The 13,908-nt window shown below is 55.9% G+C and carries 17 protein-coding genes and 1 pseudogene; 8 read left to right on the plus strand and 10 right to left on the minus strand.

Annotated elements, in window-relative coordinates; genetic code table 11:
- Positions 1–96: 96 nt before the first annotated feature.
- Positions 97–312, minus strand: a complete 216-nt coding sequence (locus F7Q90_RS22135; RefSeq protein WP_044242136.1) for a GlsB/YeaQ/YmgE family stress response membrane protein — start codon at positions 310–312, stop codon at positions 97–99.
- Positions 313–523: 211 nt separating this feature from the next.
- On the opposite strand from F7Q90_RS22135, the gene F7Q90_RS22140 reads away from it, so the two are divergent.
- A complete protein-coding gene (locus F7Q90_RS22140) occupies positions 524–1,258 on the plus strand; it encodes a flagellar brake protein (RefSeq protein WP_006119706.1) in 735 nt (244 codons plus the stop codon).
- 97 nt (positions 1,259–1,355) lie between these two features.
- A complete protein-coding gene (locus F7Q90_RS22145; RefSeq protein ID WP_006119707.1) occupies positions 1,356–2,489 on the plus strand; it encodes a mechanosensitive ion channel family protein in 1,134 nt (377 codons plus the stop codon).
- Between the two features lie 49 nt (positions 2,490–2,538).
- Here the strand turns inward: F7Q90_RS22145 and F7Q90_RS22150 are convergent, their stop codons facing one another.
- From F7Q90_RS22150 to F7Q90_RS22160, 3 genes are read right to left on the minus strand one after another with little or no spacing between them, the layout of a single operon-like run.
- Complete coding sequence (locus F7Q90_RS22150; protein WP_006119708.1) at positions 2,539–4,026, minus strand: FGGY family carbohydrate kinase; 1,488 nt, start codon at positions 4,024–4,026, stop codon at positions 2,539–2,541.
- Positions 4,027–4,028: 2 nt separating this feature from the next.
- A complete protein-coding gene (locus F7Q90_RS22155) occupies positions 4,029–4,973 on the minus strand; it encodes a transketolase family protein (RefSeq protein ID WP_006119709.1) in 945 nt (314 codons plus the stop codon).
- Positions 4,966–5,796 carry a transketolase gene (locus F7Q90_RS22160; protein ID WP_006119710.1) on the minus strand — a complete coding sequence of 277 codons (831 nt, stop codon included), beginning with the start codon at positions 5,794–5,796 and terminating at the stop codon, positions 4,966–4,968. The genes F7Q90_RS22155 and F7Q90_RS22160 overlap by 8 nt, the downstream gene beginning before the upstream one ends.
- A gap of 310 nt (positions 5,797–6,106) precedes the next feature.
- Here F7Q90_RS22160 and F7Q90_RS22165 point away from each other — a divergent pair, with 310 nt between their 5' ends.
- Positions 6,107–7,054, plus strand: coding sequence for a sugar-binding transcriptional regulator (locus tag F7Q90_RS22165; RefSeq protein ID WP_006119711.1), 948 nt, complete (start codon positions 6,107–6,109; stop codon positions 7,052–7,054).
- 45 nt (positions 7,055–7,099) lie between these two features.
- Here F7Q90_RS22165 and emtA read toward each other — a convergent pair whose 3' ends face one another.
- Positions 7,100–7,732 (minus strand): membrane-bound lytic murein transglycosylase EmtA, encoded by a 633-nt coding sequence (emtA, locus tag F7Q90_RS22170; protein ID WP_006119712.1) that lies wholly within the window; start codon positions 7,730–7,732, stop codon positions 7,100–7,102.
- 155 nt (positions 7,733–7,887) lie between these two features.
- On the opposite strand from emtA, the gene ldcA reads away from it, so the two are divergent.
- Positions 7,888–8,811, plus strand: a complete 924-nt coding sequence (ldcA, locus tag F7Q90_RS22175; RefSeq protein ID WP_006119713.1) for a muramoyltetrapeptide carboxypeptidase — start codon at positions 7,888–7,890, stop codon at positions 8,809–8,811.
- 22 nt (positions 8,812–8,833) lie between these two features.
- Positions 8,834–9,499 (plus strand): MBL fold metallo-hydrolase, encoded by a 666-nt coding sequence (locus F7Q90_RS22180; RefSeq protein WP_006119714.1) that lies wholly within the window; start codon positions 8,834–8,836, stop codon positions 9,497–9,499.
- On the opposite strand, the gene F7Q90_RS22185 is transcribed toward F7Q90_RS22180, so the two are convergent.
- From F7Q90_RS22185 to F7Q90_RS22195, 3 genes and pseudogenes are all read right to left on the minus strand, one after another.
- Positions 9,491–9,907: a GNAT family N-acetyltransferase gene (locus F7Q90_RS22185; RefSeq protein ID WP_006119715.1), complete on the minus strand. Its 417-nt coding sequence runs from the start codon at positions 9,905–9,907 to the stop codon at positions 9,491–9,493. The two genes, F7Q90_RS22180 and F7Q90_RS22185, sit on opposite strands and share 9 nt — an antisense overlap.
- A 22-nt stretch (positions 9,908–9,929) precedes the next feature.
- Positions 9,930–10,313: pseudogene (locus F7Q90_RS22190) on the minus strand (hypothetical protein).
- Positions 10,314–10,507: 194 nt separating this feature from the next.
- Complete coding sequence (locus F7Q90_RS22195) at positions 10,508–10,687, minus strand: hypothetical protein (protein WP_006119718.1); 180 nt, start codon at positions 10,685–10,687, stop codon at positions 10,508–10,510.
- A gap of 208 nt (positions 10,688–10,895) precedes the next feature.
- Here F7Q90_RS22195 and F7Q90_RS22200 point away from each other — a divergent pair, with 208 nt between their 5' ends.
- The 3 genes from F7Q90_RS22200 to F7Q90_RS22210 all read left to right on the plus strand — a co-directional run bounded on the left by F7Q90_RS22200 (position 10,896) and on the right by F7Q90_RS22210 (position 12,334).
- On the plus strand, positions 10,896–11,225 hold the full coding sequence (locus F7Q90_RS22200) for a hypothetical protein (RefSeq protein WP_006119719.1): 330 nt from the start codon (positions 10,896–10,898) through the stop codon (positions 11,223–11,225).
- A gap of 65 nt (positions 11,226–11,290) precedes the next feature.
- Positions 11,291–11,857 (plus strand): hypothetical protein, encoded by a 567-nt coding sequence (locus F7Q90_RS22205; RefSeq protein WP_006119720.1) that lies wholly within the window; start codon positions 11,291–11,293, stop codon positions 11,855–11,857.
- Positions 11,858–12,085: 228 nt separating this feature from the next.
- Positions 12,086–12,334: a glycine zipper domain-containing protein gene (locus F7Q90_RS22210; RefSeq protein ID WP_006119721.1), complete on the plus strand. Its 249-nt coding sequence runs from the start codon at positions 12,086–12,088 to the stop codon at positions 12,332–12,334.
- A gap of 34 nt (positions 12,335–12,368) precedes the next feature.
- Here the strand turns inward: F7Q90_RS22210 and F7Q90_RS22215 are convergent, their stop codons facing one another.
- Both F7Q90_RS22215 and F7Q90_RS22220 read right to left on the minus strand, forming a co-directional pair.
- Positions 12,369–13,541, minus strand: a complete 1,173-nt coding sequence (locus tag F7Q90_RS22215; protein WP_006119722.1) for an MFS transporter — start codon at positions 13,539–13,541, stop codon at positions 12,369–12,371.
- A gap of 203 nt (positions 13,542–13,744) precedes the next feature.
- A partial coding sequence (locus F7Q90_RS22220) for a transposase domain-containing protein (RefSeq protein ID WP_151161046.1) occupies positions 13,745–13,908 on the minus strand: 164 nt, incomplete at its 5' end.

Raw genomic sequence — 13,908 nt, forward strand, 5'->3', positions numbered from 1 at the left:
GCCTTGTTGTAGTTGCACCAGTTGGTGATTTTGAATTTCTGCTTAGCCACGGAACTGCCTGCATTATCAGGATTATGCGTGATCTGATCCTGCAACTCAGCAAAAGTTCGATTTATTCAACAAAGCCCTACCGAAGTTGAACCCGTCCACCCGGCCAAAGCCGAAGAAGGTACTGATCCACCCACCGACAACGGCACCCACGATACCCAGAATAATAGTAATGATGAATCCACCACCATCTTTGCCTGGCATGATCCACTTCGCCAGGATACCAGCGATTAAACCAAAGATGATCCATGAAATAATACCCATCTGTTACTCCTTCCTTTTGGTTAGTCAATGGCGATCGCCTGATTAATCAAGCGGTTCACGCGCTTAGTATAGTCGCAATTTTTAAAAATGCTGCGCGTGAAGGTTATGATAGTGGTTATTGTGTTAAAGCTTTATTATTGTCAGCCGATAACGAACGGGTAGTAACAGGATAAATATAAATGATAAAGCGTTGCTCATCGGGAGCCAGCAAGTGAAAGAAGCCGATAAAGAACATTATCTCAAACGTGGCACGCTGGCGGTTCTGGGCGTCATGAAAGACCTGCTTCAGGCGCAAACACCTTTGCTGGTGAATTTCTCACGTGGGCAGTTTATCAGCCGTATGCTGGCGGCGGATGAAAACCGCATTGTTTTTGATCTGGGCAGTAATAATCTGGATAACGACTACGCACTGCAGTGCAACGATATTACCGTGTTTGCCGAAACCCAGGGCGCGAAGGTTGAATTTGCATTACCCGGGCTGGAGAAAACGGAATTCGACGGCCTGCCTGCATTTCAGGCAACGTTACCGGAGGTGCTGTGGCAAATTCAGCGGCGTGAATTCTTCCGCATCAGCGCACCGATGGACCCGCAGTTCTGGTGTCACTGCACATGGCCTGACGGCTCGGCTGCCCGACTGCGATTACAGGATTTATCGTTAGGCGGTATCGGCGTGCTGGTGGACGACGCGATGCCGGACGGCCTGAAAAGCGGCGACGATTTTAAAAATCTGCAGGTGGAACTGGGTGAATACGGCCAGTTCAACGTCAATGCGACGTTAATGCATATTGGTGAACGCAGCATGATTACCAGTAAAAATGAAACCAAAGTTACGCCGCGGCTGAGCTTCCGTTTTACGGCACTCGAACCCCATCAGGAACGGCAGTTGCAGCAGGTGATTTTTAGCCTGGAGCGGCTGGCGCGCGACAAAGCGCAACGCTTCCAGTAACCTCCGCTCTTTTCCCGCGCCGCACATCCGCGGCGCATCCAGGCTATGCTTTCCTTGCTTTCTCGTTTAACCGGAACCAGCAAGGAGACACTCCCCAATGGAAAACTGGCTCAGTTTGCGTCATTTTCAGTCCATTCTTTTTAATCAAACGCTGTGGATCAACAGCGCCATCGTCATCATTGCCACCCTCGTTATTTACTGGTTGCTGCGCAGCCTGATCAGTTTCGTGTCCAACCGCATTGCGCACTTCAGCGAAGACCGCCACGTCCGATTTACCGGCATCCTGGTGGAAATACTGCGCAGCACCAGCCACCTGCTGTTGCTGATTTTTTCGCTGCTGATTGCCCTGCGTTTCATCGATTTGCCCGACTCGTGGCGCTCGACGGTTTCTCACAGCTGGTTTCTGGCGCTGATTGTGCAACTGGCGTTGTGGATCGACTGCGGCATTCGCCTGTGGTTAAAAAGCCTGCTGCGCGATCCGCTTCACGTGCGCAATCCGGTGACCACCGTCATTCTGGGCATTCTGTTGCGGGTCGTGGTGTGGGTCATGATGCTGCTGGCGATTCTGTCGAATATGGGCATCGACATCACGGCGCTGGTAGCCAGCCTGGGCGTGGGCGGTATTGCCATCGCCCTGGCGATTCAGACCGTTCTGAGTGATGTGTTTGCTTCCCTGGCGATTGGCTTTGATAAGCCTATTGAGCACGGCGATTTTATCGTATTTGGCGATATTGCCGGCACTATTGAGCATATTGGCCTGAAAACCACGCGACTGCGTAGCCTGAGCGGTGAGCAGATCGTCTGTTCCAATACCATTTTGTTGCAGCAGACGATTCATAACTACAAGCGGATGCAGCAACGTCGTCTGGTGTTTACATTCGGTATCAGCTACGCCACGCCGTCTGAGCAGGTGCGAGAAATCAGCGAACTGGTGAAAACCATCATTCAGGGTATTGAAATGACGCGCTTTGACCGCGCCCATTTTCTGGCCTTCGATGACTCGAAGCTGACCTTTGAAGTGGTCTACTTTGTGCTGAGCGCCGACTACAACGTCTACATGGATATTCAGCAGGAGATTAACCTGCAACTGATGGCGGCGCTGGAAGAACGCAATATTCGCTTTGCCTTTCCGATCCGTCAGGTTGAATTCAGCGGCGGAAGTTTACCGCCGGTCGATCTTAAACCGGTGCCGGACGATGAAGAGACTGTCCCGCAACGCGTCAGTCGTTAACCTCGCTGTACTGAGGGCTGGCTGTTACAGTCTGGCCCTCATTTTCCGTTCATTGTGGCTGATAGCGACAGCGGGTCACCGCGTTTTTCCAGCCCCGATAGTTATCCTGCATGTGCTGCGCCAGATGGGTGCGCGGCATGATGATCGGCCCGCCCTGCAAGGCCAGCATATCGTCGCCCTGATGCCACCATCCCAGCCCTTTTCCTGCCAGCAGTGCCGCCCCCAGCGCAGAGGCTTCGGCGGTCGGCGCGCAGTGCAGCGGACGTTGCAATACGTCGGCCTGAAACTGCATCAGCCAGGGGTTTTGCGTGGCGCTGTCGTCAACGCACAAGGCCGGAAGCGCTGTGCCGCAGTCCTCTTCCATGGCAAAAAACACGTCAGCAATCTGCCAGCAGATGGATTCCAGCGCCACCCGCGCCAGTACGGCGGGCGTGGCCGCATCGGTCAGGCCACAGATCAGGCCTCTGGCCTTGAGATCCCACCACGGCGCCCCCAGCCCCGACAGCGCCGGAACAAAATAGCAGCCCTGATTATCATCACAGCCTTCAGCCAGTGCCGTAAGTTGCCGGGGATCGTGAATGCCCAGCATCGTCCCCAGCCAGGCGGCACCGGACCCGGTGTGCGTGATATTACCTTCAAAGGCAAAGCGCGCCTGGCCGTCGTGCCAGGCAACGGTGGTGCTGAGCCCGTTATCGGTCAGCAGCGGCGTGGCCATCGACATCATCAGCGATGATCCGGTGCCGTAAGTGGCTTTGACCACTTCCGCCGTGCCGCGTCGCTGAGCATAAAGCGCGGCATGAGAATCGCCGATGCGCGCCAGGATCGGTGTGCCGGGTGCGAGTCCCGGTATATCGCTCACGCGTATCATGCCTGCCACGCTCGCCGACGCGGTAATCTGTGGCAGCGCCGCACGCGGCAGGCTGAACAGTGACAGCAGTTCATCGTCCCAGTCATTGCGGTGCAGGCTGTAAAGCTGCGTGCGCGCGGCATTGGCATGATCGGTCACAAATGTCGTGCCCGCCGTCAGTTGCCAGGTCAGCCAGCTGTCCACGGTGCCGATGCACAGTTCCCCCGCCGCTGCCCGGGCGAAACCGTCCGGTATGGCTGCCAGCATACCGGTCAGTTTGGCGGCCGGGAACATCGGATCGACCGCCAGACCCGTCAGAGCACTGATGCGCGCGGCGCTGCCCGACTGCTGTAAATCCCGGCAAAACGATTCTGACCGACGATCCTGCCAGCTCACCAGCGGCGTTAACGGCACGCCATCGCGGCGCTGCCAGATCAGTACGGATTCGCGCTGGTTACTGATAGCCACCCCTGCCACGCTTGCTCCGTCGCACTGCGCCAGGCAGTCGATGATGGCCTGCCTGACGGCTGACCATATCGCCTGGGGATCCTGTTCTGCCAGGCCGGGTTGCGGATGTTGTAACGTTAAACCGTGACTGCCGCGCGCCACCATGCGTCCCTTTCGATCGACAGCGACCGCTTTGGCATTGGTGGTGCCTTCATCAATGGCCAGAATCACCGACTCCCGCATCGTCAGCCTCCTGCACAGAGGCGTAACGCCTGCGCGGCGATGCTGCTGGCATCAATGCCATGGTGCGCGCGCGTGGCGGCCCGATCGCCGGCTATGGCATATTCGCCGTTGGCAATCCCCAGCCGCAGAAGCTTAACCGGCAAGCCGTATTCCGCCAGCACCTCCGCCACCAGGCTGCCTACGCCGCCATTAATGTTATGCTCTTCCACCGTAATCACGGCGCGGAAGTGGCTGAGCAGATTGTGCAGCTGCTGCGTATTACAGGGGCGAATGGACGGAACCGAAATCACGGCAGCAGAAACGCCCTGCTTTTCCAGTTGCTCTGCGGCGGTCACGGCTTCATGTACCGTCGAGCCCATGGCAACAAGAGCAATATCGTGGCCTTCTCGCAGCCGGTCAATCTGACCGGGCCGGAAGCGGTAATTTTCGTCGTGCAACGACGGCAGCGCTTTGCCGTCCAGCCGGATATAAACCGGCCCCCTGTGGTCAAGCGCATAGTCGATAATTTGGCGGCACTCGACTGGACAGGCGGGCGCATAAATTTCGATATTGCCGAATCCACGCATAACGGCGATGTCATCGATGCTGTGATGGGTGCTGGCAAGCGGACCATAGCTGGCTCCGGCATTCAGTCCAAACAGCTTCACGTTAGTGTTGTTGTAGCAGACATCGATTTTGATCTGCTCATTGGCGCGCGAAATCAGAAAGGGCGCGGCGTTACAGGTCACGGCGATTTTGCCGCCCAGCGCCAGGCCAGCGGCTGTGCTGACCAGCGCCTGTTCAGCAATACCGACGTTAACCAGACGACCGGGAAAAGCGTCAATAAAGGGCGCAATCTTCGCGGTGGAGGTGGAATCCGCCACGACCGGCACCACATCGATGCCGCGATGTACGGCATCTGTTAACGCGTCGACCATGACGTTGGCCAGGTGTTGTGCATTACTCATCGTTTAATTCCTCCAGTGCCCGCGCAATCTCGTCCCCTTTCGGCACCCGATGGTGCCATTCGGCTTGTCCCTGAATAAACGAGATGCCAAAGCCCTTTTCGGTGTGCGCGATAATGACCTGTGGCTTACCGTTCACAGGCAGGTTTTCCAGCGTATTCACCACTGCGGCCATGTCATTGCCGTTGCATTCCCTGACCTCCAGACCAAAGGCGCGCCATTTTTCTGCCAGTGGATCGGTATTGAGAATGTCACGCGTTGCACCCGCCAGTTGCAGCTTGTTCTTGTCGTTTATGATGATGAGGTTATCCAGGCCATAGTGCGCGGCTACCAGCGCGGCTTCCCAGTTGCTGCCTTCTGCCAGCTCACCGTCGCCGGTCACCACAAACACACGGCGCGGGCTGTGGCTCTTTTTCGCCGCCAGCGCAATGCCCACCGCCACGGGCAATCCGTGACCCAGCGCACCGGTGTTGAGTTCAACGCCCGGAGTTTTCTGCCGTACAGGATGGCCCGGCAACGCAGAATCGGCATGTTGATAGGTAGGCAGCCAGTCCAGCGGGAAATAGCCGGCTTCCGCCAGTACGCAATAGTATCCTCCCACAGCATGACCTTTTGACTGGATATAGATATCACGTTGATCGTCTTCCGTTCGATCCGGTGCACAATTCAGAATGCGAAAATAGAGCGCGGTCAGAATCTCAACCTGTGACAGATCGGCACCGGTATGCCCGCCTGCCGGACTGCCCGCGTTAAGCTGGATGATGCGGCGGCGTACGGCCCGGGCCTTTTTTTCGAGCGCATCCACAGAAAGCGTAAATGGATTCATATTTCACCTTTGTATTTTAAGTCGAACTTGAATATATATTCAGAGAGGGTACAACTCTCCCTTCTTTCGCCGTGATGACAGCAATAACCTACCCTTTCATCGCCTGCTATTACGCGCAGAAACACAACAGCCTTAACAGTTATGAATATATATTCAATAATGATTGAATATTCATAAGTACTATGCACCCGACGAACGACGGCGTCTATGCACGAAGTGATAAAAAGCGAAAACGATCACAAATTGCCCTGGATTGTGCTTTTCACGTCAGTGGTTAACAATGGCGGGCAGAACACGAGAGGAAAAACAGATGGCGAAGCAGGACGAACAGCGGCTCATGGTGAAAATTGCCACGCTCTACTATGTCGAAGGCAGGAAGCAATCCGATATTGCGCAGTTACTTAAGCTGTCCCAGTCGTTTGTTTCACGCATCCTGACCCGCAGTGTGAAAGAAGGCGTGGTGAAAATTAGCGTGGTTCCCCCCGCCAACGTTTTTCCTGAACTGGAAAAAGCGATCGAGCAAACCTATCAGTTACCTCAGGCCATCGTAGTGGATGTGGCAGAACAGGCTTCTGTCAGCGAAATTAAACAGGCGATTGGATCGGCGGCGGCTCACTATCTGGAGACGCGACTGCGCCCCGATGAGCTGATCGGCATCTCTTCCTGGAGCGGCACCATTCGCTGTATGGTCGATGCGTTGCATCCGCTGAATGCCTCATGCAAAGGGGTGATTCAGCTCCTGGGCGGCGTGGGGGCGAACGGCAACGTGCAGGCGACTATCCTGACGCAAAACCTGGCCGCGCTGCTGAACTGTCCGGCCTGGCTGCTGCCTTCGCAGTCGATTGAACATTCGGTGAGCGACCGTCAGCGGCTGGCGGCCAATCCGGAGGTGGCCGAGGTGCTGAATAAGTTCGGCGAAGTAGACCTGGCGATTGTCGGCATCGGCGACCTAGAACCGTCCGCCCTGTTGCGCAACTCCGGTAACTATTACGATGCAACCATGTTGCGCACGCTGGCAGCGCGCGGTGCGGTCGGCGATATCTGTCTGCATTATTTTGACGAACAGGGCCAGCCCGTGCTGCAGGCCGACGAAGATCCGGTGATTGGTATGGAACTGGAACAGGTTAGACAGTGTTCGCAGGTGGTGGCGCTGGCGGGTGGCAAAGAGAAGGCCCAGGCGATTCGCGGAGCCCTGCGCGGCGGTTATGTCAATGTGCTGATCGTCGATTATCCGACGGCCCGGCTGCTGGTGGGTTAAGTGTTTTCTCCTCACCTTCTGTCAGGTGAGGAGAAAAAACGCGACTCAGCTGATAGCCCGGTAGGCCGTGGTGACTTTCCATAAGTAACGCGGTGCCTGAGCCGCCGGATGCTTGTTCTGCACGTGCTGGTAGAATTCGTCCGGCGTCATGGCGTTAATCATGGCAATCGCGCGGTCACGATCGCGCGAGAACGTGCGAAGCAATGCCCCGGCACCGTTAGCGTAAGAAACAATCGTGGCATAACGCAGCGTGAGTGGATCGCGGATGCCGGACAGCGCAGACTGCTGGAGGATTTTGATATAGGCGGTGCCGATCTCAATATTCCTGGCGGGATCGCGTAACTCAGCGGTGGTCGGTTGACCCCGGCGCCCCTGGGTGCGGTACACTTCACGTCCGGCCGTTGCCGCTTTGATTTGCATCAGCCCGACAGCATTCGAACGGCTGACCACGCCCGGATTTCCTCCGGATTCCACATTAATAATTGCGCTAATCAGTTTCTCATCCACCCCGTACTGGCTGGCCGCGCTTTCGGTAAAGAGTGACCATGTGCCCGAAATACGCGACGGCGGTGCCTGCGTCAGCGGTGTATTCTTCTCTTTAACATACGTATGCGGCGGTTCACTGGCACAGCCTGTCAGCAATAATGCTGAAATGACAAAGTAGCGAATTTTAAGCAATTTTTTATCTCGTCGCAGAAGTGGCGGAAGCTATCATACCTGGCAGGGTAAATTGCAAAATTACCGTTTATCCTAATTACAGTAGTCGGATGACTTATTGGCACTTTTTCGTCATTATCGTGACGTCTGTCACTGACTAATTTCAGGAATTTACTATGACGTCACGTTCAATCCGTCTTATCGCCCCTTCAGGTTATTGCCACAATCAGCCTGCAGCCCATCTGGGGGTTGAACGCCTGCGCGCAGCGGGGCACCAGGTTGAAAATACGGGGGCAATCGCACGGCGTTTTCAACGTTTTGCCGGTACGGATTCGGAACGCTTAGACGATATCAATGCGCTGGCCGATCTGGCGACCTTACCTGATATTGTGCTGGCAGTGCGCGGCGGCTACGGTGCCACGCGCCTGCTGCCCTCAATCAACTATGCCGCGTTACAGCGCCGCTTAGCGGACCAGCCGCTGGCACTGTGTGGCCACAGCGACTTCACCGTGATTCAACTGGCCTTACTGCAACACGCCGGAATAATCAGCTTCAGTGGGCCGATGCTGGCGGGCAACTTTGGCGCTGCGGTTTTATCCGAATTTACCCTGCAGCACTTTTGGCAGGCGCTGACATCACCTACAGTCAGTGTGAACTGGAAAAGTGACACGCCCGATAACGGTACCTGGCACGGTACGTTATGGGGAGGAAACCTGGCGATGATCAGCTCGCTTATCGGTACGCCGTGGATGCCGGCCATCACAGACGGCATTCTGGTGATTGAGGATGTGAATGAGCATCCGTTCCGGATTGAACGTATGCTGCTGCAGCTCCACCAGTGTGGGATTCTGGCGCAGCAACGGGCGATTATCACCGGCAGTTTCACCAGCACCGCCTTGTCCGACTACGATAACGGGTTTGACTTCGCCACGGTCTGGCAGTACCTCCGCGATCTGAGCGGTCTGCCCGTTATCAGCGATCTGGATTTCGGTCACGGCCCTGACACCGTGACCCTGCCGTTGGGTGCCAGGGCGACCTTAGCGGTACATCAGGGACAGGTCAGTTTACAGGCAAGCGGGCATCCCGTATTGCGCACATAACTGGAGTTGCAGGAGATCGACATTGAAGCCGCTGTATGACGATTTGTGGATCTCTACGCCGGAGTTTCCGGAAGACGATGCCGTCGATATCATGATGCATGGGTTTTTACTGCGCCATCCGCGCGGTAATTTACTGATTGGCCGGGTGGAAAATCCGCTCGATCATGAAGTGCTGGCCGATGAGAACGGCGTGATTCGCCATTATCTTACTCACTGGCATGAGTCTGCACCGGGCGCAGCGGTAATCCAGAAGCGTTTTAGCAGCGCGCTGTACTGTCACAGCCGCTCGCTCGGGCAAATCAGCCGCTTTGTGGAGCCGGACGATACTTTTACCCAGCAGGAAACTCATTTCGGTGATTTTCATCTGTTGCCCACGCCCGGCCATACGCCCGGCAGCTGCAGCTACCTCTACCATTCGCCGCAGGGGCCGACCTATTTATTTGTCGGGGATACGCTGACGCGTGATCATGACCGCTGGGTAACGGTGTTGGTAGCCGACAGCAATCCTGCCGAACTGGCGGCGTCGCTGGAGCTTTACCGTAGCCTGCGTCCCGATGTGGTGCTGATGAGCACCACGCGTGGTCATCTGTCCTGGCAAAAGGTTACACTGCCCTGCTGGCTGGCCGCGATTGATGAGGCTGAGCAGCACCCGCTGGATTTGCGGCAGCAGGCGCTGCCCTCAGCATAGCGTTTTCGTCAGATAGTGACGCTGATGATGCATAATGTACTCGCCCAGCGTCAGCCGGACACGGTAACCCAGCTTTTCGTAAAACGGCTTTGCCTGAAAGCTGCCGGTATCCACCTGTGCAAAACGGCAGCCGCGCTGGCGGGCTTCCTGCTCAGCCGCCAGGACCAACTGGCGACCGGTGCCTTGCCCACGCAGCGCCTGTGCGACCCAGAGTAAATCAATGCGTAGCCAGTTGCCGGTGGTCGTGCCAGTCAATCCGGCCAGTTTCCTGCCCTGCGCATCGCAGATGAACAGCCCAAGGGGTTTAATCAGGTCAGCATCGTAAAACTGACTGTTCCAGGCATTCAGGCCCAGCCGGATTTCATCCAGATCCTTACTGCTCACCGTGTCAGTCAGGGTAATCTGCATTTATCTTCCTTATCGCTGCGGGTCAGGAGTCGTTGCGCTGGCGATCATCGTAGCGCTCAAGGCTCAGCGCATCGACCTCACGCGTCGTGGTACGGCGGCACGGGATCAGATCGTCGCTGTCATGGTAGACAAAGAAGGTGTCGAGGTTGCTTTTGTTCACAATCAACTGATCGCCGTTGCGAAAACGTGTAATCGCGACCTTGTCGCCGTTATCCGTGCGGGTTTGCAGCTGGCCTGCGGCAATCTGGAAATGCTGTTTCGGCCAGTAGAGCGTGCTGAGCCCATATTACTCCCGCGAGACGGTCATAACGGGACGTCCGGGACACTGGATCTGAAACTCACTTTCGCTCCATGCGGATGCGCTGAAACCGGCGATCAGGCACAGGGCAAGACGGGCTGCTTTCATCTGATTCCTCCACTGAAAATAAGGGCGGCCACATGTCAGGTGGCGCTAAGACGCTGTAAGCAGGGGTAAAGCATCGCGCGGTGAGCGCGACCGCGCAATAAAAAACGGCACATCAGGCCGTAAGAGACGCGTGACTGGCTGCCGCCAGCGGGATGACACTCGCGCATGCGGATACCAGGCGCGACGAATGAAACTTACTCTGCCGCAACCTCCGCCGCGACCAGCATCAAGGCCAGACCGGCAGGTTCGTTGTCGAAACTGCTCATGACATCGCGGATTTCTGCCGCACAGGCAATCACCTGCTGCCTTTTCTCTGCGTCCAGCGCATCGATGGCATGGCGAATAATCATTAGACTGGCTTCTTCTTCTTTCATCTTTTATCCCTGAATTTGCTTAAGCGACGCGCAAAGATGGCAAGAATAACGTTTATTTGCACCGAAAGTCATCTTTTACATTCCCACTGCTTAACGATTGAACAAACAGCAAATCAACCCGGCGCGCGTAAACGCTATGATCATGTTATTTGTCGCGTTTCAGGCTAAAATCGATCATTCATTCTATGGACCGGGGCAGGAGCAGGCTATGTTGCGACCAGGATTTTTCATTTTTATGGCACTGCTCTCAGGCTGTTCCTCTTCGCCGAAAGGCGTGGAGTGTCCGGGCGACGTCAGCACAATTTACGGTCAGTCACTGGGGCAAACGCAGGGAACGGTATTCGATCTGGTCACCGCGTTCAGCGTCAGTCGGGATAGCGTAAACGTGCAGAGCGGGCCGCTTCAGTCGCTGGATCGCTTTCAGTATGTCCCCTCTGCGGTGACGTCTGAAGGTTACTACGCCCAACGCCTGTCCGATAAACAGTTTCGTCTGATCAACCCTTATCAGGACACCATGATTACCTGGACCTGTCCGTAAAGCGGGCAATCCTGACACTGCGTGATATAGTGTCAGGAAACGTCAAGCGACAGGTCAGGCTCATCATGGAAAAACGGCTGGATAACAACGGTTATATTGATTTCCCGTTCCCTGCTACCCGCAATGCAGATGGCTCCGTTAATCCCTGCGGTATTGACCTGACCCTGGAGACAGAACGGCTGAACGAGATCGCCGTGATTCGTCACTCCCCTAACCTGCAACGTTTACTGGAAGAGGTGAATCTGCAGGAAGGCCTGTTGATGACCCTGGCCTGCGACTGGCAGCAGCAGGAAAACGCGGTATGCGGATTCATTGATATCGCCTTTCGGCCCGAATTCCTTCACTGTTCTCACAAGGAGGCACTCCAGCTAGAAGCCGCCTTTTATGACTATCTGAAGGAACAAGAGCAGCAGCACACGCTGGCAACCGACACGCTGGTGAACTTTGCCCGTTGTGTACTTGACTGGGGCTGGTCACCGCTACAGCAACGCCAGCGCCATTATGAAAAAATCACGATTCAGTATTACTGCCAGCAGGCCGAGGATGCCGAGTGGTGCTTTGACCATCTGCGGCATTTTCTGGTGAGCTGGTATCCCAACACGCGATCCCATCCACTTCATCCCGTCAGGTGAAACAGCTGGTAATAATTTTCCTCGCCGGGCCCTTCGCGTGGTGGCGTTAACGCGCCCTGTCCGCTTCATGCCCGTCTCTCCGCGCCTTCCGCCAGTCCGATGGCCATCACCAGGCGGAGTTTTCATCTGGTCAATTCCTCCCTGACAGACGATTAATGCGTCTAAACGCAGCACAGTGGCGAAGGTTTGCTACGCTTTAAATGACTGTGATAACCAAGGAGATGAAGCATGTCAGGAAAAATTGAAGATGCCGTAAAAGAAGTCGCCGGTGCCGCAGAGCAACAATGGGGTGAAGTCACCGATTCGCCGCGTCACCGCGCCCGTGGTGCAGCCCGCCGCTACACCAATCAGGCATCCTATGCCGCACGCGATGCCGCCGATTGCATCAAAGATCAGATGCAGTCTAACCCGTTTGCGGGTCTGGCGGTCGCGGCCGGTGTGGGCGTCGTACTGGGCTTCCTGCTCGGTCGTAAGTAAGTTCAAAACGGGGGCGTTTGCTCCCGTTTTTCCTTTATGTCAGCTCCCGCGTGTGGTCGTCTTTATTGAGTGTCATCAGGGCCGGGATGGAAACCAGTGCCGTTGCCATCATATACCAGGCCGGAATATCCAGATTGCCCGTCTGCTTAATCAACCCTGTAATAATTAAACCCGCACAGCCGGAAAACACCGCATTGGATAACGCATAGGCGACACCCAGCCCGGTATAACGTACCGTTGTTGGAAACATTTCCGACAGCATCGCAGGCCCCGGCCCGGCGAGCAAACCAACCAGTCCCCCCGCTATCAGCACCACCAGCGCTTTTAGCAGCAAACTCACGCCATCCGCCTGCACTATTTTTAATAGCGGCATCGCCATAAGTAGCAGGAGTACGCTGGCGCTAACCATGACACGACGCCGACCAACGCGATCACTGACGATGCCCGCCGGGATAATTGTCAATGCGAAGCCCACATTAGCGATCACGGCAATCAGCAGCGCCTGATTCATACCGGTATGTAGCGCCGACTGCAAATAGCCGGGCATGATCACCAGACAGGTATAGCCTGCGGAGGACCACAGCATGACGCGCGCGATCGCCAGGAAAATAATTTTTATCGTCTGGCGCGGTGCAGCCCTGACGCGCTGCTGTTGCTGGCGTACAAAGTCCGGCGTTTCTGTGATTGCCAGACGCAACCATAGCGCAACCAGGCCAAACGCCACGGTCAGCGACTGCCAGGCACCATAGCGTCCACGTTGACCGCGCGGCGCAAATTCGGTCATCAGCGCCACCGCCCCGCCATATTCGCCGCCGGCAAATAGCCCTTGCAGGATACGCAGTGCCGTAAGCAGCACGGGCGCGAGAATGCCCGCCGTCGCATAGGTGGGAATTAACCCGATAGCGGTGGTCGCCAGCGTCATCAATATCAGGACGGTAATCAGGACAGGCTTGCGGCCCAGGCGGTCGCCCAGTCGGCCAAACACCAGGGCGCCAAGGGGGCGAAAAAAGAACGCAATGGCAAAGGACGCCCAGGTCAGGATCAGACCACTCAGCGCTGACTCGCCCTGAAGCTGAAAAAAATTGTGCGCAATAATTGTGGCGAGGAAACCGTAGATGGCAAATTCATACCATTCGATAAAGTTGCCTACCGCACCCGCGATCAGAGCGCGTTTTGGGTGTTTTACGGGTGAAAGAGGCGTTTCCATTCAGGGTTCCTCCGGGATTTATGCAAAATCAGTACGGCGTTCACAGTGAGAGTATAGAATTTCAGCCGATACGATTTTGTCTCCCGGACGAAAATAATCACATCACACCCTGGCGCCCTGCCCTGCGCGCAGTGCCGACAGCAATATACCGCTGGACATTGTACGTAAAGAGTGTAAGCGTCGCATTCAGACCGTATTGACGTTCAGGCAGAGGGAAGCTCGACCTTCCATGGCAGCAGATCGCGGACCCGGTTCACCGGCCAGTCCTGTATATGACCGATGACGTAACGCAACCACGTCTCGGGGTCAACGCCGTTAAGCCGGCAGGTGACGATCAGAGAGTAGAGGATCGCCGCACGTTCTCCGC

Origin of the sequence: Pantoea stewartii subsp. stewartii (assembly GCF_008801695.1) — a bacterium.
Lineage (GTDB): Bacteria > Pseudomonadota > Gammaproteobacteria > Enterobacterales > Enterobacteriaceae > Pantoea > Pantoea stewartii.

What these genes read in the sequence shown, in the direction of transcription:
- F7Q90_RS22135 (WP_044242136.1), bottom strand. Translation starts at nt 312, where the DNA reads ATGGGTATTATTTCATGGATCATCTTTGGTTTAATCGCTGGTATCCTG.
- F7Q90_RS22145 (WP_006119707.1), top strand. Translation starts at nt 1,356, where the DNA reads ATGGAAAACTGGCTCAGTTTGCGTCATTTTCAGTCCATTCTTTTTAAT.
- F7Q90_RS22150 (WP_006119708.1), bottom strand. Translation starts at nt 4,026, where the DNA reads ATGCGGGAGTCGGTGATTCTGGCCATTGATGAAGGCACCACCAATGCC.
- F7Q90_RS22155 (WP_006119709.1), bottom strand. Translation starts at nt 4,973, where the DNA reads ATGAGTAATGCACAACACCTGGCCAACGTCATGGTCGACGCGTTAACA.
- F7Q90_RS22160 (WP_006119710.1), bottom strand. Translation starts at nt 5,796, where the DNA reads ATGAATCCATTTACGCTTTCTGTGGATGCGCTCGAAAAAAAGGCCCGG.
- F7Q90_RS22165 (WP_006119711.1), top strand. Translation starts at nt 6,107, where the DNA reads ATGGCGAAGCAGGACGAACAGCGGCTCATGGTGAAAATTGCCACGCTC.
- ldcA (WP_006119713.1), top strand. Translation starts at nt 7,888, where the DNA reads ATGACGTCACGTTCAATCCGTCTTATCGCCCCTTCAGGTTATTGCCAC.
- F7Q90_RS22185 (WP_006119715.1), bottom strand. Translation starts at nt 9,907, where the DNA reads ATGCAGATTACCCTGACTGACACGGTGAGCAGTAAGGATCTGGATGAA.
- F7Q90_RS22195 (WP_006119718.1), bottom strand. Translation starts at nt 10,687, where the DNA reads ATGAAAGAAGAAGAAGCCAGTCTAATGATTATTCGCCATGCCATCGAT.
- F7Q90_RS22200 (WP_006119719.1), top strand. Translation starts at nt 10,896, where the DNA reads ATGTTGCGACCAGGATTTTTCATTTTTATGGCACTGCTCTCAGGCTGT.
- F7Q90_RS22205 (WP_006119720.1), top strand. Translation starts at nt 11,291, where the DNA reads ATGGAAAAACGGCTGGATAACAACGGTTATATTGATTTCCCGTTCCCT.
- F7Q90_RS22210 (WP_006119721.1), top strand. Translation starts at nt 12,086, where the DNA reads ATGTCAGGAAAAATTGAAGATGCCGTAAAAGAAGTCGCCGGTGCCGCA.
- F7Q90_RS22215 (WP_006119722.1), bottom strand. Translation starts at nt 13,541, where the DNA reads ATGGAAACGCCTCTTTCACCCGTAAAACACCCAAAACGCGCTCTGATC.